15 protein-coding genes are annotated in these 21,650 nt (G+C 71.2%); 10 read left to right on the plus strand and 5 right to left on the minus strand.

What is annotated here, in order from left to right:
* The 5 genes from EHS43_RS12775 to EHS43_RS12795 form a co-directional block, all read left to right on the plus strand.
* Window positions 1-178: integrase core domain-containing protein (locus tag EHS43_RS12775; protein WP_148104039.1), on the plus strand; the 178-nt coding region annotated here is incomplete at its 5' end.
* A 17-nt stretch (window positions 179-195) separates the two neighbouring features.
* Window positions 196-1,506, plus strand: coding sequence for a cation:proton antiporter (locus EHS43_RS12780; protein WP_125190845.1), 1,311 nt, complete (start codon window positions 196-198; stop codon window positions 1,504-1,506).
* 108 nt (window positions 1,507-1,614) lie between these two features.
* Window positions 1,615-3,969 carry an arylsulfatase gene (locus EHS43_RS12785; protein ID WP_125190847.1) on the plus strand — a complete coding sequence of 785 codons (2,355 nt, stop codon included), beginning with the start codon at window positions 1,615-1,617 and terminating at the stop codon, window positions 3,967-3,969.
* A gap of 40 nt (window positions 3,970-4,009) precedes the next feature.
* Window positions 4,010-4,375: a carboxymuconolactone decarboxylase family protein gene (locus tag EHS43_RS12790; RefSeq protein ID WP_125190848.1), complete on the plus strand. Its 366-nt coding sequence runs from the start codon at window positions 4,010-4,012 to the stop codon at window positions 4,373-4,375.
* Window positions 4,372-4,773, plus strand: coding sequence for an SHOCT domain-containing protein (locus tag EHS43_RS12795; protein ID WP_125190850.1), 402 nt, complete (start codon window positions 4,372-4,374; stop codon window positions 4,771-4,773). Before EHS43_RS12790 ends, EHS43_RS12795 begins: the two co-directional genes overlap by 4 nt.
* 25 nt (window positions 4,774-4,798) lie before the next feature.
* Here EHS43_RS12795 and EHS43_RS12800 read toward each other — a convergent pair whose 3' ends face one another.
* Window positions 4,799-6,184, minus strand: coding sequence for a glutamate decarboxylase (locus EHS43_RS12800; protein WP_125190867.1), 1,386 nt, complete (start codon window positions 6,182-6,184; stop codon window positions 4,799-4,801).
* Window positions 6,185-6,395: 211 nt separating this feature from the next.
* On the opposite strand from EHS43_RS12800, the gene EHS43_RS12805 reads away from it, so the two are divergent.
* Window positions 6,396-7,301: a universal stress protein gene (locus EHS43_RS12805; RefSeq protein WP_125190852.1), complete on the plus strand. Its 906-nt coding sequence runs from the start codon at window positions 6,396-6,398 to the stop codon at window positions 7,299-7,301.
* Window positions 7,302-7,535: 234 nt separating this feature from the next.
* On the opposite strand, the gene adhE is transcribed toward EHS43_RS12805, so the two are convergent.
* The 3 genes from adhE to ppdK form a co-directional block, all read right to left on the minus strand.
* A complete protein-coding gene (gene adhE / locus EHS43_RS12810) occupies window positions 7,536-10,190 on the minus strand; it encodes a bifunctional acetaldehyde-CoA/alcohol dehydrogenase (protein WP_125190854.1) in 2,655 nt (884 codons plus the stop codon).
* 394 nt (window positions 10,191-10,584) lie between these two features.
* Window positions 10,585-11,244 carry a CBS domain-containing protein gene (locus tag EHS43_RS12815; protein WP_185806230.1) on the minus strand — a complete coding sequence of 220 codons (660 nt, stop codon included), beginning with the start codon at window positions 11,242-11,244 and terminating at the stop codon, window positions 10,585-10,587.
* Between the two features lie 325 nt (window positions 11,245-11,569).
* Window positions 11,570-14,266, minus strand: a complete 2,697-nt coding sequence (gene ppdK, locus EHS43_RS12820) for a pyruvate, phosphate dikinase (RefSeq protein WP_125190856.1) — start codon at window positions 14,264-14,266, stop codon at window positions 11,570-11,572.
* 268 nt (window positions 14,267-14,534) lie between these two features.
* Between ppdK and EHS43_RS12825 the strand changes: the two genes are divergently transcribed.
* The 4 genes from EHS43_RS12825 to EHS43_RS12840 all read left to right on the plus strand — a co-directional run bounded on the left by EHS43_RS12825 (window position 14,535) and on the right by EHS43_RS12840 (window position 20,543).
* Window positions 14,535-15,479 carry a universal stress protein gene (locus EHS43_RS12825; RefSeq protein WP_125190858.1) on the plus strand — a complete coding sequence of 315 codons (945 nt, stop codon included), beginning with the start codon at window positions 14,535-14,537 and terminating at the stop codon, window positions 15,477-15,479.
* A 201-nt stretch (window positions 15,480-15,680) separates the two neighbouring features.
* Window positions 15,681-17,939, plus strand: a complete 2,259-nt coding sequence (gene pflB, locus EHS43_RS12830; protein WP_125190860.1) for a formate C-acetyltransferase — start codon at window positions 15,681-15,683, stop codon at window positions 17,937-17,939.
* Entirely contained in the window at window positions 17,936-18,685 is a 750-nt protein-coding gene (gene pflA, locus EHS43_RS12835; RefSeq protein WP_125190862.1) for a pyruvate formate-lyase-activating protein, read from the plus strand. Before pflB ends, pflA begins: the two co-directional genes overlap by 4 nt.
* A gap of 184 nt (window positions 18,686-18,869) precedes the next feature.
* On the plus strand, window positions 18,870-20,543 hold the full coding sequence (locus tag EHS43_RS12840; protein ID WP_260470507.1) for a GAF domain-containing protein: 1,674 nt from the start codon (window positions 18,870-18,872) through the stop codon (window positions 20,541-20,543).
* 11 nt (window positions 20,544-20,554) lie between these two features.
* Here EHS43_RS12840 and EHS43_RS12845 read toward each other — a convergent pair.
* The coding region (locus tag EHS43_RS12845) for a spore photoproduct lyase family protein (protein WP_125190865.1) at window positions 20,555-21,650 on the minus strand (1,096 nt) is incomplete at its 5' end.

Consider the following 21,650-nt stretch of genomic DNA (forward strand, 5'->3'; position numbering starts at 1 on the left):
CTTCAACCGCACCCTGCTCGACGAATGGGCCTACGCAAAGCCCTATCGGTCAGAGCAGGAACGACGCGCAGCGTTCCCCGACTGGCTGCACACCTACAATCACCACCGCGGACACACCGCGCTCAAGAGCCAACCACCCGCCAGCCGCGTCCCCAACCTCACGGGGCAATACACCTAGCGCGAAAGGGCCGGTCGATGAGCGGTGAAGCCTGGACAGGGGTAGCGGTGGCGGGGGTCACCGCCGCGTACGCGCTGGGCTCCCGCCGACTGGCGTCGACGCCTGTGTCGTCGGCGATCGTGTTCGTCGGCTGCGGGGTGCTGCTGGGGCCCGCCGTACTCGGCGTGATCGCTCCCGAGCCCGAAGCCGGACAGATTCTCACCCTGATGGAGGCCGCCCTGACACTGGTGCTCTTCACCGACGCCATGGCGGTGCGTCCAAACGATCTGCGATCGGGAGGCTTCCTTCCGGGCCGTCTGCTCGGCATCGGTCTGCCGCTGAGCATCGGGGCGGGCTGGCTGCTCGCATGGCTGCTGCTGCCCGGACTGAGTGTCTGGGAACTGGCCCTGCTGGGCGCCGTCCTCGCCCCGACGGACGCGGCCCTCGGCAAGACGGCCATGACCAGCCCGCGGGTCCCGGCGCTCGTTCGGCAGGGACTCAATGTGGAGAGCGGTCTGAACGACGGCATGGTGCTGCCGTTCTTCGTCCTCTTCCTCGCCGGCATTCCGGGTACCTCCGCCGCGCAGGAGGGCACGGCCGGGGTGTTCTGGCGCGCGCTCGTGCTGAGCGCGGTGCTGGGACTGCTCGTCGGCGGGGGCGGCGGATGGCTGCTGGCGGCGGCACAGGCCCGCGGATGGGTCTCGGGGGAGTGGGCGCAGCTGTTCGTCCCGGCCGTCGCCGCGGGCTCCTACACGCTGGGCGTGGTCGTGGACGGCAGCGGTTTCATCGCGGCCTGGGTCGCCGGATACTTCTTCGGATTCGCCCTGCGCCGCTTCCCCGTCGGCAGGCGGTCCCCATCCCCGCTGGAGGGCCCCGGCAGCATCGGCGGCTTCAGCGAGACCCTCGGGGGTCTCCTGGCCTCGCTCAGCCTGCTGGTCTTCGGCGCGGTGCTGCTCGGCCCCACGCTGGAGGATCTGAGCTGGCGCGTCGTCGGCTATGCGCTGCTCAGTCTGACGGTCGTGCGGATGCTGCCGGTGGCCCTCGCGCTCGCGGGGAGCGGACTGCGGCCGCCCACGGTCGCCTACATCGGATGGTTCGGGCCCCGGGGCCTGGCGTCCGTGGTGCTGGGCCTGCTCGTTCTGGAGGAGCACGTCCACGGTGTGGGGCTGCTCGGCAGGGTGGTCGCCGCCACCGTGGGCCTCAGCGTCCTCCTGCACGGCGTCTCCGCCGTCCCTCTCGCCGACCGCTACGGCCGCTGGCACGACAGGACCGCGGCCACGGGCAGGGAGCTGCACGAGGCGGCTCCCGTTCCCGAGACAGCCCCGAGGCGGGGCCTGAGCGCACGATGACGCCGGGCCGGAAGCGTCACCCGCGAGGGGTGAGGCACAAGGAGTCTTCCGTGACAAGAGTGGAAGGCACGGCAGCCTGTCAGGACTCGGGGCACGAGGAGAACCGTCATGGCCAAGCCCTTCCGAGGGAAGATCGCCCTCGACGTCCGCGACTCCCGGCCGGACTGGACACCCTTCCTCGCGCCGAAGGCACCCGACAACGCCCCGAACGTGCTGGTGATCGCATGGGACGACGTCGGCTACGGGACGATGGACTGCTTCGGAGGTCCCGTTCGGACACCGACGATGTCACGGATCGCCGACATGGGGCTGCGCTACTCGAACTTCCACACCACGGCACTGTGTTCCCCCACCAGGGCCTCGCTGCTGACGGGCCGGAACGCGACCTCGAACGGCATGGCCACCATCGCCGAGTTCAGTTCCGGATTCCCCGGGATCTCCACGCGCATCCCGTTCGAGAACGGTTTCATCTCCGAGGTCCTGAGCGAACGCGGCTACAACACGTACTGCGTCGGCAAGTGGCACCTCACTCCCGGTGAGGAATCCAACATGGCCGCCTACAAAGGGCGTTGGCCACTGGGGCGCGGTTTCGAGCGGTTCTACGGCTTCCTCGGCGGCGAGTCCAGCTGCTGGTACCCGGACCTCATCCACGACAACCACCAGGTCGGCCCGCCGGCCACGCCCGAAGAGGGCTACCACATCGCCAAGGACTTCTCCGACAAGGCGATCGGGTTCATCCGGGACGCGAAGGTCGTCGACCCGGACAAGCCCTTCTTCATGTACCTCTCCCTCGACGCCGCCCATGCGCCGCACCACGTCTTCAAGGAGTGGGCCGACCGCTACCGGGGCGTCTTCGACGAGGGGTACGAGGCGATCCGCCCGGGCATCCTGCGCCGGCAGAAGGACATGGGACTGCTGCCCGAGAACACCGAACTCTCCGCGATCAACCCGCACGGCGAGCCCGCGGTCACCGGCCCGGACGGACAGCCCTGGCCGCTCATGGACACCGTGCGGCCCTGGAAGGACCTGAGTGACGTGGAGCGGCGGCTGTTCACCCGGATGGCCGAAGTCTTCGCCGGTTACGTCTCCTACAGCGACGACCAGCTCGGCCGGGTCCTCGACTTCCTGGAAGCCTCCGGTGAGCTCGACAACACCATCATCGTGGCCGTCTCCGACAACGGGGCCAGCGGCGAGGGCGGCCCCGACGGGACGTTCAACGAGTGGCGCTTCTTCAACGGCCTGCCCAGCCCGGCCGCCCTGTCCCTGGAACACATCGACGAACTCGGCGGCCCGAAGTCCTACAACCACTACAACACCGGCTGGGCCTGGGCGTTCGACACACCGTTCCCGTACTGGAAGCGCTGGGCCGGCTACGAGGGCGGCGTGGCCGACATGTGTCTGGTCGCCTGGCCCGCGGGCATCGACGCCAGGGGGGAGGTGCGCGAGCAGTACGTCCACGCGGTCGATGTCGTGCCCACCCTCTACGACCTGCTCGGCATCGAGCCCCCGGAGGTGATCAACGGCCACCCCCAAAGCCCCCTTGAGGGCGAGAGCTTCAGGGCATCCCTCACCGATCCCGCCGCGCCCGGCCGTCAGACGCAGTTCTACGCCATGCTCGGGCAGCGATCCCTCTATCACGAGGGCTGGTTGGTCTGCACGGTGCACCCGCCGCTGAGTGGCTGGGGCGACTTCGCCCACGATGTGTGGGAGCTCTACGACCTGACCGCCGACCGCGCGCAGTCGAAGGACCTGGCGGCGCAGGAGCCGGCCAGGCTGGAGACCCTCAAGAGCCTCTGGTATTACTACGCAGGCATCTACAACGGGCTGCCGCTGGACGACCGCACCGCCTTGGAACAAGCCCTGGCCGATCGCCCGCACGGAACGTTCGAACGCGAGCGGTATGTGTACTACCCCGACTGCGCGGCGGTGCCCGAGCAGTCCGGTGTCATGACCAGTGGCCGCTCGTACGTGATCGCCGCCGGGGTCGACGTCGACTCGGCCGACGCCGAAGGCGTGCTGTACGCCCACGGAGGAGTGGCGGGCGGCCACAGCTTCTACGTCAAGGACCACCGCCTGCACTACGCGTACAACTGGGTCGGCTCCCGCTTGCAGGTCGTGGACGCCGACCAGGACATCCCGCCCGGCAAGCACGTGCTCACCGCGGAATTCGCGGCGAGCGGCCGCAGCGCCGACCCCGCCATGCCCGGCACCGAGGGGACGCTCATCCTCTACCTGGACGACGAGGAGGTCGGCAGCGACCACATCGTCACTCAGCCCGGCTTCTTCTGCGTCGTCGGCGACGGCATCTGCGTGGGCCGTGACGACGCCTCACCGGTCACCTCCGACTACGACGGTCCGTTCCCGTTCACCGGCGGCACGATCGACAAGGTCGTCGTCGATGTCTCGGGCGAACGCTACGTCGACCACGAGGCCCAGGTACGCGGCTGGTTCATGACCGACTGACACACCACCGGAACCCGAAACCCCAGGAAAGGAGCCGGAGATGGCGGAGACAACGTCCGGGGCGCAGGACGTCGGCACCCCCGGCGAGGCAGAGGCCCCCGTGTTCGACACTCTCGTCCAGATGACGATGAACGCGTTCGAACGATCCGGACTGGACCCCGAGACGTATCTGCTGACCCGCATCGCGGCGCTGGTGGCCATGGGGGCCGCCCCCGCCTCGTACCTGCTCAACATCGGCGCGGCCGACGAGGCCGGTGTGGACCCGGAACGGATCCGGGGCACCCTCGTGGCCATCGCCCCCGTCGTCGGCAGCGCCCGCGTGGTGAGCGCCGCGCGCGGTATCGGCCAGGCCTTCGGGCTCGCCCTGCTGCCCGACGGAGGCGAGGAAGAAGGAGCTGTGACATGAATCTGGCCTACGACTACCCGCTCCTCGGAGCGTTCTGGACGGTCATGTGGATCTTCCTGTGGATCCTGTGGCTCGTCCTGCTCTTCCGCATCATCGGCGACATCTTCCGCGACGACACGCTCGGTGGGTGGGGCAAGACCGGATGGCTGGTCTTCGTGGTCGTGCTTCCCTTCCTCGGCGTGTTCGTCTACGTCCTGGCGCGCGGCAAGGGCATGGGAAAGCGCGCGGAGCGGCAGGCGCGGGCCCAGCAGCAGGCGTTCGACGACTACATTCGCGAGACCGCCCGCGGCACGCCCGGGAACGAGGCCGAGCAGCTCGCCAAGCTCTCCGAGGTACGCGCCCGGGGCGACATAACCGACGCGGAATTCCAGCAGGCCAAGGAGAAGATCCTCCACTGAACCCGGCGCCTCCGGCAGCCGGAACTCAGTGGTGGAAGCCGATGCGGTCTTCGTCGTGCGGGTGTCCCCTGTCGAGGCGCTCGATCGCCCGGCGCATGTCCTCGGCGAGGAGTTCGATCTGGTCGCGGTCGACCCCGTGCCGCACGAGTACCCGCTGGATGACCGTCTCCTGCCGGTCGGGCGGCAGCGGATACGACGGGACCTGCCAGCCGCGCATGCGGAGCTGGTCGGAGAGGTCGTACAGACTCCAGCTCACCGAGGCCGGGTCGGTCAGCGTCCAGGACACGGCCGGCAGGGCTCCGACACCGTCGTAGAGGAGGGTGAAGGGGCCCATGTCGGCGACCTGGCGGCCGAGGTGCTGGGCCGTCTCGGCGCAGGCCTGGTAGACCCGTCGGTACCCCTCGTGGCCCAGGCGCAGGAACATGAAGTACTGGGCGACGACCTGCCCGCCGGGGCGGGAGAAGTTCAGGGCGAGCGTGGGCATGTCGCCGCCGAGGTAGTCGACGTGGAAGATCAGGTCCTCCGGCAGCGACGCCCTGTCACGCCACAGGGCCCAGCCCACACCGAGGGGGGCCATGCCGTACTTGTGCCCGGAGGCATTGATGGAGGCGACCCGGGGCAGCCGGAAGTCCCACTCCAGGTCGGGGTGGAGGAAGGGGGCGATGAACCCGCCGGACGCCGCGTCGATGTGCAGGGGGACGTCGAGACCGGTCTCGGCCTGGATACGGTCGAGTTCGGCCGCGATCTCCGCGACGGGCTCGTAGGTGCAGGTGTAGGTCACCCCGAGGATCGCCACGACCCCGATGGTGTTCTCGTCGACGTACTCCCGCAGCTGATGGGCCTGCAGGCCGGTCGCGCCGGGCTCCACCGGCACCTGGCGCAGCTCCACGTCGAAGTAGCGGGCGAACTTCTCCCAGCACACCTGGACCGGCCCGCACACGAGGTTGGGCCGGTCGGTCGACTGCCCGGCGGCCCGTCGGCGGTCGCGCCAGCGCCACTTCAGCGCGAGTCCGCACAGCATGGCGGCCTCACTGGAACCGGTGGTGGAGCATCCCACGGCGGGGTCGGTGCCCTCGGCGCCGCTCGGCGCGTGCCACAGGCCGGCGAGGATGTTGACGCACCGTGACTCGATCTCCGCGGTCTGCGGGTACTCGTCCTTGTCGACGATGTTCTTGTCGAGACACAGATCCATCAGGCGCCGGACCTCGTCCTCGGTCCAGGTGGTGCAGAACGTCGCGAGGTTCTGGGCCGCGTTGCCGTCGAGAAGCAGTTCGCCGCGCAGCAGCTGGAACACGACGTTCGGGGGCGCCGGTCCGTCCGGCATGACCCGCTTCGGGAGGGGGTTCTCGCTGATCGGCGACGTGAAGATGTCGGCGGTCGAGTCAGCGACTGTCTCTTGTGCGTTGTTCAGAGCCACCGGTGGCAACCTCTCGCGTCGTCCTGCTGCTCCCTTGGAGGTTATGGGTACACAGCGGCACCCGACACCGCACGTACTCCGCCGGAGGGGAGCCGCGGAGCGCGGCGCCCGCAACGGGACCGTCGGCCGCCGGGCCGGGACCAGTGGTCCCTGTCGACCGGGCGGCACGGAGCGGAGACTCGAAGCACCTTGAAGGAGGTCATCGATGACCCGCACTCTCACCGTCGGACTGGACGGCTCGCCGGAGAGCCTCGCCGCCGCCGACTGGGCCGCCCGTGAAGCACTCCTGCGTGACCTTCCCCTGCGGTTGGTGAACGCCTCCGAGTGGCAGGCTCCCGTCTACGTTCCGGCGGGCGGACTGGGCATGCCGGTGCCGCCGCGGGATGTGCAGCTCGCCGCCGCGCAGCGCCTCCTGGACGAAGCGCGGACCCGTCTCGCGGACCGGTATCCGGGTCTGCGGATCGACGCCGAAGACATCCCGGGACTGCCCGTCCAGGCCCTGCTGAGGGCCGCGGAGGACGCCGAACTGCTGGTCCTGGGGTCCCGTGGCCTGAGCAGGGTCACCGGATTCCTGCTCGGCTCGGTCTCCCTCGCCGTCCTGGCCGGGAGCGAGCGGCCGGTGGTGCTCGTACGGTCCCGTGAACCCGGCGAGGAGGAGCGGGCCGGCGCCCGCCCCGCCGGAACCGTGGTGCGCGATGTCGTTCTCGGCCTCGACCTGGACAAGCCCGACGACGCGGTGATCGACTTCGCGTTCGACGCGGCCGCCCGGCGCGGGGCACGTCTGCGTGTCGTCCACGGCTGGACGGTGCCGCCCTACTACTACGGCGGCGACCTCATGCCCGAACTGGACGACGACATGAACGGGCGCGTCCGCCGCGAACTCGCCGAGGTGCTGCAGCCGTGGCAGGAGAAGTTCCCCGCGGTGGAGGTGATCACCCAGACCACGGTCGGCGGCGCGGGCCCCCATCTCATCGAGGCCTCCCACGACGCGGCCCTGGTGGTCGTGGGCCGGAGGATCCGGCGGTCGGCGGTCGGCACGCACATCGGACCGGTGACCCAGGCACTGCTGCACCACGCCACCTCCCCGGTGGCGGTCGTCCCGCACGACTGACCGGGGCCGGGGCACGGCACAGGAACACAGGACGACCGGGTGGCGCCGCAACAGGCGCCACCCGGTCGTCTTCTGTCGCCCCGACAACTCCCGCGACGAGCGCACCGGTTCATCACGTCCGAACGTCCGACACGTCGCGTCCATGCCCGGGCCGGCCCGGCGTCGCCGCCGTACCGCAGGGGCGGAGCCGACGCGTTGTCGTCGTCGGCTCCGCCCCGTCAGGGTCTTCTTCCGTCACCCGTAATACGCGCTGCGCATGATGCCCTGCATGTCGTCCAGCATCGGCATCCGCGGGTTCGCGGGCGCGCACTGGTCCTCGTAGGCGTTCAGGGCCTGCTGGGGGAGGGCGTTCAGGTACGTCTGCTCGTCGATGCCCAGCGCCTGGAACGTCGCTTCGATGCCGACGGCGTCCCGCAGGCGCTCCACGGCCCGGGCGAGCGATTCCACGCCTTCGGCCGGGGTCGCGGCGGGCAGGCCGAGGGTGCGGGCGATGTCCTGGAAGCGTTCGGGGGCGCGGTAACTCTCGTACTTGGGCCAGCCGGTCAGCTTGGTGGGGACGGTGCCGTTGTAGCGGATGACGTGCGGCAGCAGGACCGCGTTGGTGCGTCCGTGCGCGACGTGGAAGGTGGCGCCGAGCGTGTGGGACATGGCGTGGACGATGCCGAGGAAGGCGTTGCCGAAGGCCATGCCGGCGATGGTCCCGGCGTTGTGCATCTTCTCCCGTGCCTCGGGCGACCCGGCGCGGTCGGTCACCGCCGCCTCCAGGTGGCCGAAGACGAGGCGGATGGCGTGCAGGGCGAGGCCGTCGGTGAAGTCGTTGGCGTACACGGAGACGTACGCCTCGATGGCGTGGGTGAGGGCGTCGAAGCCGCTGTCGGCGGCGAGCGTGGCCGGCAGGGCGGCGGTGAGCAGCGGGTCGACGATGGCGACGCTGGGGGTGAGGGCGTAGTCGGCCAGCGGGTACTTCTTGCCCGTGGCGGGGTCGGAGATGACAGCGAACGGGGTGACTTCCGCGCCGGTGCCGGAGGTGGTGGGCACGCACACCAGGCGGGCGAGCTTGCCGAGGGTCGGGAAGCGGAAGGCGCGCTTGCGGATGTCGGAGAACTTCTGCCGCATGTCCGTGAAGTCGATCTCGTTGCCGGCGGCGTGCTGCTCGTACAGCAGCCACATCACCTTGGCCGCGTCCATGGGGGAGCCGCCGCCGAGCGCGATGATCGTGTCAGGGCGGAAGTCGCCCATCAGACGGGCTCCGTGCCGCACCGAGTCGATGCTCGGCTCGGGTTCGACGTTGTCGATGATCTGGAGGGTGACCGGCTCGGGGCGGTTCTGCAGGACCCGGCTGACGCGGTCGACGAAGCCGAGCCGGGTCATGGTGGCGTCGGTGACGACGGTGACGCGGTGCACGTCGGGCATGGAGGTCAGGTAGCGGATGGCCTGCGGTTCGAAGTAGATCTTCGGCGGGACCTTGAACCACTGGAGGTTGTTGCGCCGGGTCGAGACCCGCTTGACGTTCAGCAGCTGGGCGGCGGAGACGTTGTTCGACACCGAGGTGCTGCCCCAGGAGCCGCAGCCGAGCGTCAGCGAGGGCAGCAGACCGTTGTAGATGCCGCCGATCGCGCCCTGCGAGGAAGGGGCGTTGACGATGACGCGAACGGTCTTCATGCGCATGCCGTACGCCTCGGCCAGCGCGGTGTCCCCGGTGTGGATGACGGCGCTGTGGCCCTGCCCGTGGAAGGCGACCATGTCGGCGGCCAGGTCGAAACCGTGGCGCTCGTCCCGGGCGCGGAGCACGGCCAGCACGGGGCACAGCTTCTCGCGGGTCAACGGCTCGTCCGGGCCCACTCGTTCGGCCTCGACGAGGATGATCGAGGTGTTCTCCGGCACGGTGAACCCGGCCTGCTCGGCGATCCATGCCGGGCTCTGGCCGACGGCCGCCGCGTTGACCTTCGGTTCGCAGCCCGCGCCCGAGCCGCCGGACACGGGGAAGAGGAACGCCTCCAGCTTCGCCTTCTCCTCGGCGTCGGCGAGGTGGGCGTGCAGCGTGCGGAACTCCTGCAGGGCCGCGTCGTAGATGCCGGTGTCCAGGATGACCGCCTGCTCGGAGGCGCAGATCATGCCGTTGTCGAAGGACTTCGACAGGACCAGGTCGTTGACGGCCCGGCGCAGTTTCGCGGTGTGGTGCACGTAGGCGGGGACGTTGCCCGCGCCGACGCCCAGGGCGGGCTTGCCGGCCGAGTAGGCGGCCTTGACCATGGCGTTGCCGCCGGTGGCGAGGATCAGCGAGACGCCGGGGTGGCGCATCAGCAGGCCGGTCGCCTCGACGGACGGCTTCTCGATCCACTGCACGCAGTGTTCCGGTGCGCCGGCGGCGACGGCCGCGTCCCGCACGATACGGGCGGCCTCGGCGCTGCAGCGCTGGGCGGAGGGGTGGAAGGCGAACACCACCGGGTTGCGGGTCTTCAGGGCCATCAGTGCCTTGAACAGCGTGGTGGAGGTCGGGTTGGTGACCGGGGTGACCGCGGCGACCACCCCCACGGGCTCGGCGATCTCGACCATGTCCTCGATGTCGTCACGGCCTATGACCCCGACGGTCTTCATGCGGCCCATGCTGTGCGTGACGTGCTCGCACGCGAACATGTTCTTGGCGGCCTTGTCCTCGAAGACACCGCGTCCGGTCTCGTCGACGGCCAGGCGGGCCAGCGCGGTGTGCTGGTCCAGGGCGGCGACCGAGGCCTTCTTGACGATGTGGTCGATCTGCTCCTGGGTCAGCGACTCGTAGTCGGCGAGCGCCTTCAGACCGGCCGTGACCAGACGGTCCACGGCGACCGCGGTGTCCGAGGGGACCTTGTCGCCGGCCGTGGCCTCGCTCCGCGCGTCGTTTCGGGTCATGGTGGTCTGCCTCCGATGTCAGGGGCCGCCGTGCGGGTCCGGCGGCGAAGGGGGAGCGGCGCTCTGGCGGCGGCCGCTTCCTGGATCAACTCTCACCTGCGCCCACGGCCCGTCGCAGTCGCCGAAGGACCCCTCCCGGGACCGTCCGGCCCTGACGGCACGGGGCCCCTCGGCCCGGCCGTCGCTCACGCTTTGCCGGGCGGGTCGAGGGGCCCGTAACGGATGGATCCGGTGGTAAGGCGCGGTGGGACTCGGCTCGTCGCGTTCCCGGAAGGCGGACGGCCGGTGCCGACCGGACCCGCCGGCGTGTGATGGTCGGTGTCGGCTCACCGCACCCCGAGCGCTCGGGCGCCGTGCCGGCCCGACCCGGCGGCACACGGTCGTCGGCGAAGGCTCACCGCGCCCCTGAGCGAGAGGGGTCCGTGCCGGCCGAAGCCGGCGGGCCGCAGTCGTCGACGTCGAAGGCCAGGGCGTTCACCACCCCGACGACGCCCTCCAGCCGCCACACCGTGTGCACGGCCTCCGGTATCTGGCTGCGCAGGGGGACGCGGCCGTCGAGGGTGACCACGCCGTCGCGGACACGGGCGTCGACGGCCCCGGGCCGCAGGCCCAGCCGGCCGACGAGGACCTCCTCGGTCACCTGCTGCCGGATGTCGCCGTCCGTCCGCAGGAAGACCCGCAGCAGGTCCCGGCGGGTCGCGATGCCGATGAGCCGGTCCTCCTCGTCGATCACGGGGAGGCGTTCGACACCGCGGCGTTCCATCAACCGGGCCGCCTCCGGCACGGTCTGCTCCGGGTGCACGGTGATGGCCGGGCTCGTCATCAGGTCGTGCGCGGTGACGGCGCCGTCGGGGTCCCTCGCCGACCGGTGCGCCTGCGCGCGGACCAGGTCGGTGCCGGAGATGACGCCGATGACCTTGTCGTCGTCGTCGACCACGGGCAGACCGCTGATGTGGTGATGGTCGAGCAGCCGGACGAGGTCCTTGAAGGACGTCGTACGCCGTGCCTGGACGACGTCGCTGGTCATCACCTGACCGACGGTGTGGGTTGTCATGGCGGGTCACTCCTGGGCTGCCGCGGTGCCGGGCCGGTGGGGAGCTGATCCGTACCGGGTCCGCTCCCCACCGGGCGCCACGGTGTCCGTGCTGTTCGGGGCCGCCACGCCACGGGGGCGGTACGGCCGTCGTTCCGCGGGTCCGAGCTGCTCGGTGCCACGGGGTGCCGTGTGTCCTCGCGCGGAGGTCCGTGGAGGCGGCAGGCGGGCTCCCGGCCGGCCGCCTCCACGCGCGCGTACGACGTCGAGGTACCCGTCGGCCCGGAATGCGGCGCCGGGCGACCGGGGCGGAGCGACACCCCCCGTCGTCCCCCCGTCACCTCGGTCACCTGCTGTCGCTGCCCTCGGTCGACTCCAGCGCGGCCCGTCCCGCCTCCAGCCGGGCGACCGGCACGCGGAACGGGGAGCAGGAGACGTAGTCCAGCCCGGCCGCGTGGAAGAAGTGCACGGAGTCGGGGTCGCCGCCGTGCTCGCCGCAGACGCCGATCTTCAGGTCGGGCCGCGCGGCACGGCCCTCGTCGACCGCGATCCGCACCAGGCGTCCCACTCCGTCGCGGTCGAGGGTCTCGAACGGCGAGGCGCTGAAGATGCCCTTGTCGAGATACGCGGAGAAGAAGGCCGCCTCGACGTCGTCGCGGGAGAAGCCCCAGGTGGTCTGGGTGAGGTCGTTGGTGCCGAAGGAGAAGAACTCCGCCTCCTGCGCGATCCGCCCGGCCGTCAGGGCCGCCCTGGGCAGTTCGATCATGGTGCCGACGGGGCAGTGCACGGCGACACCGGACTCCTCGGCGACCTCGGTCAGGACCCGTTCCACTTCCTCGCGTTCGATGCGCAGTTCCTCGACGGCGCCGACCAGCGGCACCATGATCTCCGCCCGCGGGGAACCGCCGGCCCTGGTGCGCTCCACGACGGCTTCGGCGATCGCCCGTACCTGCATGGCGACCAGGCCCGGCACGACGAGGCCGAGACGGACGCCGCGGAGGCCGAGCATCGGGTTCTCCTCGTGCATGCGGTTGACCGCGGCGAGGAGTTCGGTGTCACGGGGATCGGGCAGGGCGCCCTGGGCCTCGGCGGTGGCGATGCGCACGGCGAGGTCGGTGCGGTCGGGCAGGAACTCGTGCAGGGGCGGGTCGATGAGCCGGATCGTGACCGGCAGCCCGTCCATCGCCTCCAGGATGCCGGTGAAGTCCCGGCGTTGCAGCGGCAGCAGCGCGCTGAGGGCGTCCTCGCGTTCGCTCTCGTCGCGGGCCAGGATCATCGCCTCGACCAGCTTGCGGCGCTCGCCGAGGAACATGTGCTCGGTGCGGCACAGCCCGACGCCCTGCGCGCCGAACCGGCGGGCCCGGGCGGCGTCCTCGGGGGTGTCGGCGTTGGCACGCACCTCCAGGCGCCGGACGCCGTCGGCCCGTGCCAGGACGCGGGCGACCGCGTCGACCACGCCCGAGGTGTCCTCGCCCGTGGCGCCGCTCTCCAGGTAACGGATGACCGCCGAGTCGGTCAGCGGCACCGATCCGGCGTACACGCAGCCGGCGGAACCGTCCACGGAGACGATGGTGCCCTCCTCGTGGACGGTGCCGTCCGGGGCGGTGAAGTGACGGTCCTCGATGTCGACGGAGAGTTCCTCGGCGCCGCACACGCAGACCTTGCCCATGCCCCGGGCGACGACGGCCGCGTGACTGGTCTTGCCGCCGCGGCTGGTGAGGACGGCCTGGGCGGCGATCATGCCGGGCAGGTCGTCGGGGGTGGTCTCCTGGCGGACCAGGACCACCTTTTCCCCTGCCGCCGCGCGCCGCACGGCCTCGGCGGAGTCGAAGACGACCGCACCGACCGCCGCGCCGGGCGAGGCGGGAAGGCCGTGGGCGAGGGGTTCACCGGTCTGCGAGGTGTCGAACCGGGGGAACATCAGCCGGGCCAGCTGTTCCCCGCCCACCCGTGCGAGGACCTCGTCCGCGGTGATGAGCCCTTCGTCCCCGAGTTCGGCGGCGATGGCGAAGGCGGCCTCGGCGGTGCGCTTGCCGACCCGGGTCTGCAGCATCCACAGCGTGCCGCGTTCGATGGTGAACTCGATGTCGCACAGGTCGCGGTAGTGCCGTTCCAGGCTCTCCATGTGGGCGCGCAGCTGGGCGTGGGAGTGCGGGTCCAGGCGCTCCAGTTCGGTGAGCGGCACCGTGTTGCGGATGCCGGCCACGACGTCCTCGCCCTGTGCGTCGGGCAGGTAGTCGCCGTACAGGCCGGGCCGCCCGGTGGCCGGGTCGCGGGTGAAGGCGACCCCGCTGCCGGAGTCGGATCCGAGGTTGCCGAACACCATGCGCTGCACGTTGACGGCCGTGCCCAGATCGTCCGCGATGTGCTCACGCCGCCGGTACAGGCGGGCGCGTTCACCGTTCCAGGACTCGAACACGGCCAGCACCGCGCGGCGCAGCTGGTCGGCCGGGGCCTGCGGGAAGTACTCGCCGGTCTCCCGGTGGATCAGGTCCTTGAACGTCTCGACCAGTCCGGTGAGGTCGTCGGCCGTCAGATGTACGTCGTCGGGGACCCCGCGTGCCTCCTTGAGGTCCGTGAGGGCCCGCTCGAAGTGCGCGGAGTCGACGCCCATGACGGTGCTGCCGAACATCTGCAGGAGACGGCGGTAGGAGTCCCAGGCGAAACGTTCGTTGCCGGAGACCTTGGCCAGGCCGAGGACGGACTCGTCGTTCAGGCCGATGTCGAGGATCGTCTCCATCATGCCCGGCATGGAGAAGCGGGCCCCGGAGCGGACGGACAGCAGCAGCGGGTCGTCCGGCTGCCCCAGCAGCCGCCCCGCGGCGGTCTCGACGGCGGTCAGGTGCACGGAGATCTCCCGCCACAGGCCCGCGGGCTCACCGCCGGTGTCCAGGTAGGCCCGGCACGCCTGCGTGGTGATGGTGAACCCCGGGGGCACGGGGAGGCCCAGCCGGGTCATCTCGGCGAGGTTCGCTCCCTTGCCGCCGAGCAGGTCGGCCATGTCCCGGCCACCTTGGGTGAAGTCGTACACGTAACGGACCATGACGGGCGCTCCTCAGCCGGGGGCTTGGTCCCTTCAGCGTCGGACGCCGCCGGCGCCGTACGGGAGGTGCCGGCGGTCCCTGCGGGGGAGGCCGACCGGCCCTGTGTCCGCACCGGCCCGGGAGGACCTCACGGAAGCCGAGGCCCGCCGGCCCCGGGCACGGGACCCGAGGAGGGCCGAACCGGGGCCGAACGGCCCTTGGGCGTCGGGTGCCCGGGGTGGAAGCTCACGGACAGGGGGGAGTCACCGGCTCGGGAGAGGACACGTCATGCCGCACGACATCGCCGTAGGGCTCGACGGTACGTCCGCGAGCCTCGCCGCCGCGCACTGGGCGGCCCACGAGGCACAGCGGCGGGGCAGCGGCCTCACCATGCTGCACGCCTGGTACCGCCACCCCCGGCCCGCGCCCGACGTCCCGTTCGGCCGCACCGAGCACGACTGGGCCGAGGAGATCCTGCGGGAGGCCGTGCACAGTGTGCGGTCGGCCCACCCGGACCTGAAGGTCACCGAGCGACTGGTGTGCGACGCGACGGTCACCGTGCTGGTGGCCGCGGACTGCGACATGCTGGTCCTCGGCTCGCTCGGCCTCGGGTCCTTCGCCGGGTTCGTGACGGGATCGGTGTCCCAGCGTGTGGTGGCCCGCTCCACGCGACCGGTGGTGCTGGTCCGGGCCGGGCGCGGTGCGGCCGAGGACCATCTTCCCGCCGCCGACGGGGTCGCTCCGGAGGAGATCCCGCGGACGCCCTACCGCGAGGTCGTCCTCGGGCTGCACAACGGTCACCCCTGCGACGAGCTCATCGACTTCGCGTTCGACGCGGCGCGGCGGCGCGACACCGGTCTGCGGGTCGTCCATGCCTTCCGCACGCCGGGCCGGGGCGTGTCCGACGCCTCGCTGTTCGTCGCTCCTCCGGGTTCCCCGGACCCCTTGCCGGGCCCGCCGGTGGTGTCCACGGCGCAGGCCCGGGCGGACGCGGAGCGCGCGCTGACCGCGGTGCTCGGTGCCTGGCGGGAGAAGTACCCCACCGTCCCGGTGACCGAGTCGGTCATCGAGGGGCGGGCGACGGTCGCGCTGGTGCACGCGGCACGCGACGCCTCCCTGCTGGTGGTGGGCCGCCGAGGGGCCGGCCGACGCATGGGCGCCCACACCGGTCCGGTCGTCCACGCGGTCCTGCATCACGCCGCCTGCCCCGTGGCCGTGGTCCCGCACGAGTGAGCGAGCCGGTCGACGGCTTGACGCCGTCCCCCGACGGAGACCGGCTGTCTCCCACGACGCACCCCGCCCGGCGGGAGGGCCGAACGTCCCGCTCGGCCGGGACCTCACGGTCCGCCGCGGTGCCCTGTCCGGCACTGCTGCCCTGACGCGGACAGGACGAGGATCGGCAGTGAACGGACAGACCCGACGAGAGGACCTGTGATGACCGCGACGGTGACAGTCGGCCCCCGCACCGCCGACGCCTGGCGGCAGTTCGCCGGAGGCGGGTGGCGTGAGCGCGTCGACGTACGCGCTTTCATCCAGGACAACTACACCCCGTACGAGGGCGACGCGTCCTTCCTCACCGGGCCGACGGACCGCACCCGCGCGGTGTGGGAGAAGGTCAGCTCGCTGTTCCCGGAGGAGCGCCGCCGCGGTGTGCTCGACGTCGACACCGCCACCCCCTCGACGATCACCTCGCACGCGCCCGGCTACATCGACCGCGACCGCGAACTGATCGTCGGACTCCAGACCGACGCCCCGCTCAAGCGCGCGATCATGCCGAACGGCGGGCTGCGGATGGTCGAGAACGGTCTCAAGGCGTACGGCTACGAGCCCTCCCCGTTCGTGACGGAGGTCTTCGGCACCTACCGCAAGACCCACAACGCCGGAGTCTTCGACGCCTACACGCCCGAGATGCGCGCGGCACGCAAGGCCGGCATCATCACCGGGCTGCCGGACGCCTACGGCCGCGGCCGGATCATCGGCGACTACCGGCGCGTGGCGCTGTACGGCACGGACCGGCTGATCGAGGCCAAGAAGGCCGAGCGCGCCGCGCTGGACGCCCTCCCCTCCAGCGCCGACGTCATCCGCGACCGGGAGGAACTCGCCGAGCAGATCAGGGCGTTGGGTGAACTGACCCGCATGGCCGGCACGTACGGCTGCGACGTCTCCCGCCCCGCGGCCACCGCCCACGAGGCCGTGCAGTGGCTCTACCTCGGCTACCTCGCGGCGGTGAAGGAGCAGAACGGCGCCGCGATGTCGCTCGGCCGCACCTCCACCTTCCTGGACGTGTACCTCCAGCGGGACCTGGAGAACGGGCTGATCGACGAGAGCCGCGCCCAGGAGCTGATCGACGACTTCGTGATCAAGCTGCGGATCGTGCGGTTCCTGCGCACCCCCGAGTACGACGCCCTGTTCTCCGGCGACCCGACCTGGGTGACGGAGTCCATCGGCGGGATGGGGGCCGACGGACGCACCCTGGTCACCCGGACCTCCTTCCGGTTCCTGCAGACCCTCTACAACCTCGGCCCCGCGCCGGAACCCAACCTGACCGTGCTGTGGTCGCCCCGGCTGCCGGCGGGGTTCAAGGAGTACTGCGCCCAGGTCTCGATCGACACCAGCGCCGTCCAGTACGAGTCGGACGACCTGCTGTGCCCGCGGACCGGTGACGACACCGCGATCGCCTGCTGTGTCTCGGCGATGGCGGTGGGCCGGCAGATGCAGTTCTTCGGGGCGCGGGTCAACCTCGCCAAGGCACTGCTGTACGCCGTCAACGGCGGCCGGGACGAGATGACCGGCGACCAGGTCGCACCCGAGATGCCGCCCCTGACCGGTGACCACCTCGACTACGAGGAGCTGGTGGCCGCGTACGGCCGCGTCCTGGACTGGCTGGCCGCCACGTACGTCGACGCGCTGAACGTCATCCACTACATGCACGACAAGTACGCCTACGAGCGCCTGGAGATGGCCCTGCACGACCATCCGGTGCACCGCTTCATGGCGTGCGGCATCGCCGGTCTGTCGGTGGCCGCGGACAGCCTGTCCGCCGTCAAGTACGCGCGCGTGAAGGTGTTCCGGGACGCCACCGGGCTCGCCGTCGACTTCCGCACCGAAGGAGACTTCCCGGCGTACGGCAACAACGACGACCGCGCCGACCGCATCGCCGTCGACCTGGTGGAGTCGTTCATGGAGAAGGTCCGCAGGCACCCCACCTACCGGGACGCCGAGCACACCCAGTCGGTGCTCACCATCACCTCCAACGTGGTGTACGGCAAGCACACCGGCAACACCCCCGACGGACGCCGCGCCGGACAGCCCTTCGCGCCGGGCGCCAACCCGATGAACGGCCGCGACCGGCACGGGGTGGTCGCCTCCGCGCTGTCGGTGGCGAAGCTGCCGTACGAGGCGGCCCGCGACGGGATCTCGCTGACGACGACGATCACCCCCGAGGGCCTGGGCCACGCGCCCGAGGAGCGGGCCGGGCACCTGGTGGGCATCCTCGACGGGTACACGGCGGCGGGCGGCTTCCACATGAACGTCAACGTCCTCGACCGGGCCACGCTGGAGGACGCGATGGAACACCCGGAGAAGTACCCCGAGTTGACGATCAGGGTCTCCGGGTACGCGGTGAACTTCGTCCGCCTGACCCGCGAGCAGCAGCTCGACGTGATCAGCCGCACCTTCCACGGATCGCTGTGAGCACGCTGACCTCGGGGCCGGTCACCGGCCGGATCCACTCCTGGGACCTGTCCACCGGCGTGGACGGTCCCGGGACCCGGTTCGTCCTCTTCGTCAGCGGCTGCCCGCTGCGCTGCCTGTACTGCGCCAATCCCGACACCTGGCACATGCGCGACGGGCGGGAGGCGACGGTCGACGAGGTGATGGCCGAGATCGAGAAGTACCGGCCCTTCCTCACCACCGCCGGCGGCGGCGTGACCGTCACCGGCGGGGAGGCACTGCTCCAGCCGGCCTTCACCGCAGCCCTGCTGCGCCGCTGCAAGGAGGCCGGACTGCACACCGCGATCGACACCTCCGGCTTCCTCGGCGCCCGCGCCACCGACGAACTCCTCGCCGACACCGACCTGGTCCTCCTCGACATCAAGTCCTTCGACATCGCCACCTACCGCAGACTGACCGGCGGCGACCTCGCCCCCACCCTGGACTTCGCCACCCGGCTCAACCGCCTCGGCGTGCCCATGTGGATCCGGTACGTCCTGGTGCCCGGCTGGACCGACGACCTGGAGGCCGTGGACGGACTCGCACAATTCGTCGCCGGCCTGCACACCGTTGACCGTGTGGACGTCCTGCCGTTCCACAAACTCGGCGCGGCCAAGTACGAGGCCCTGGGCATCCCGTTCCCGCTGAAGGACACGCCCGCCCCGGACCCCCGTCTCACGGAACAGGTCCGCGAACGGTTCCGCGCCCACGGGACACCGGCCTACTGACCCGGGCTCCCGCTCGCGCCGACAGGGCGCGAGTCCTCCGTACCAGGCATGTGGTGTCTGCCGGTAGGGCCCTTCGGGCATGCTTGGTCCCGTGGCCAGTCGAGGGAACGCACGAGGGAACGAAGACGCGCAGGCGGCAGACCGGTCGGGACACGACCGTCCCGGGACCGTCGCCCCGCTCCGCATGGACGCGCTGCTGAGCGAGCTGCAGGAGCACGTGGAGCGGGTGCGGGGCGGCCGGGACCGTATGCAGACGCTGCTGGACGCGGTGGTGGCGATCGGAAGCGACCTGGAACTGGGCGACCTGCTGCGCAGGATCGTCCAGTCCGCGGTCGAGCTGGTGGACGCCGAGTACGGGGCGCTGGGTGTGCTGGGGGAGGAGGGCACGATCCGGCAGTTCATCACCGTCGGCATGGACCAGGGGACGATCGAGCGGATCGGCCACTACCCCGACGGCCAGGGCATCCTGGGGCTGCTGATCCGCGAGCCGCACCCGTTGCGCCTGGACGACCTCGGGGAGCACGCGGACTCGGTGGGCTTCCCGGCGGGGCATCCTCCCATGCGGACCTTCCTCGGTGCTCCGGTGCAGGTCCGGGAGAAGATCTTCGGCAACCTGTACCTGACCGACAAGCGCGGCGGGCTGCCCTTCGACGCCGACGACGAGGCGGTGCTGACCAGCCTGGCGGCCGCCGCCGGCGTGGCGATCGACAACGCCCGCATGTACGACGACAGCCGTCACCGCGAGCGGCGCCTGGCCGCGAGCGCGGACATGACCCGTGCCCTGCTGTCGGGGACGCCCCCCGACGAGATCCTGCACTCGCTGGCCGACACCGTCCGCGAGATGACCGGGTCCGACCTGGTCACCCTCGCCCGGCCGCTGAGCACGGGCGACGAACTGGTGGTGGAGGCCGCGGCGGGTGAGCAGGCGGACCGGGTGCTCGGTCTCGCGCTGCCGGCCACCACTCTGGCGGCCAAGGTGTACTCCACCGGGGAGTCCGTGATCAGTGACGCCCTCAGCGACGATCCCCGCGCGGTGGGAGGCAGCGCCGCCGTCGTGCCGCTGGGACCGGCGTTCTTCGTACCGGTCGGCGACAACGAGCGGGTGCGCGGTGTGCTGCAGGTGGCCAACGGCGTCGGTCAACCGCCGTTCAACGCGGCCGCCGTCGACATGGTCCTCGCCTTTGCCGACCAGGCGGCCCTGGTGCTCCAGATCGCCGAGCACCGCCGGGACGCCGAACAGCTGACGCTGCTCGGCGACCGGGACCGCATCGCCCGCGATCTGCACGACCAGGTCATCCAGCGGCTGTTCGCCGACGCGCTGACCCTCCAGGCGGCGCTCGGCCGGGTCCGTGACCAGCCGGTGGTCGCCGAGCGCATCCAGCGCGTCGTGGACGACCTCGACGACACCATCAAGATCATTCGTTCCACGATCTTCGGTCTCCAGCACCGTGACCGTCAGGCGCGGTCCGGCGGTCTGCGCGCGCGGCTGCTGGCCCTGACCGACGAGGCCACCCACACCCTCGGCTTCGCTCCAGCCCTGCGCATGACGGGACTGCTGGACACCGACGTGCCGGCCTCCCACGCGGAACACCTCCTCGCCGTGCTGCGCGAGGCTCTGTCCAACGCCGCCCGGCACGCCCGGGCCTGCCGTGTGGACGTCGCCGTCGAGGCCTCGGACCGGGTGCTGAGGCTGGCGGTCACCGACGACGGACGCGGGATCGACCCCGCCGTCGCCCGCCGCAGCGGACTGGCCAACATGGGCAGCCGGGCCGAGGAACTCGGCGGCTCGTTCTGCCTCACCGCCGCCGACCCGACCGGCACGCTGGTGGAGTGGACGGTGCCCCTGACCACCGACTGAACGGCGTGTCGTCAGAAGGCGTAGCGCACCCGCAGCCAGGGCGCGTGGCGGGAGACGAGCTCGCGCAGCGCGCGCACGGCGTCCGCCTTGACGTGATCCCGGTAGCGGACGTTGTCCGCCCCGTTCTGGGAGCGCTTGCCCTGTTGCAGGTCGGGCTGCCACAGGACGTCCTCGGCGCGTGGATGCCAGCCGAGGTTGACCTCGTGCAGGTCCTGGTTGTGGGTGAGCATGATGATCTCCGCGGCGGCCTGTCGCTTCACCCGGTCGGGCAGGACGTCGTCGAGCTCCCGCAGGATCCCGGTCCAGTCGTCCTGCCAGCCGGGTCGCAGGACGACGGGGGAGAGGTTGAAGTGGACCTCGTAGCCCGCGTCCACGAAGTCGGCCGCGGCGGCGATGCGGTCGCCCACCGCGGAGGTGCGCAGGTCCAGCAGCCGTGAGTCGGTCGCGGGCATGAGCGAGAAGCGGATCCGGGTACGGCCGCGGGGGTCCAGCGTCAGCAGGTCGGGGTTGACGAACTTGGTGGCGAAGGACGCCTTGGCGGTGGGCCACCGGCGGAAGGCGGTGATCAGGTCCGCGGTGTTGTCGCAGATGAGCGCGTCTACCGAGCAGTCGCCGTTCTCACCGATGTCGTACACCCAGGCGCTCTCGTCGCACTGGTTGGGCTCCCTCTTACGGCCCTGGTGGGCGATGTGGCGTCCGAGGTGGCCGATGATCCGGTCGATGTTGGTGAAGACGGTGATCGGGTTGGCGTACCCCTTGCGGCGGGGCACGTAGCAGTAGGCGCAGGCCATCGCGCAGCCGTTGGACGGGCCGGGCGCGATGAAGTCGGCGGAGCGGCCGTTGGGCCGTGTGGTGAGGGTCTTGCGCTCGCCGAGCACCAGGGTCTCGCCCTTGACCCGGACCCAGCGCTCGACGTTGTCCTCGTTTCCGTGCAGGCCCGGGATGCGCCAGTGGGAGTCCACCTCGACGACCCGCGCGGCGGGGAAGCGGGCGAGGATCTCACGGCCCCGCAGGGACGCGGCGGCCGCGGGCTCGGCGTAGACGGCGCGCACCGGCAGCATGGTCCGGGCCGCGGGGGAGTCCCGGAAGGAGGAGACGGTCCGGGAG

It is taken from the genome of Streptomyces sp. RP5T, assembly GCF_003933965.1.
Taxonomy (GTDB): Bacteria; Actinomycetota; Actinomycetes; order Streptomycetales; family Streptomycetaceae; genus Streptomyces.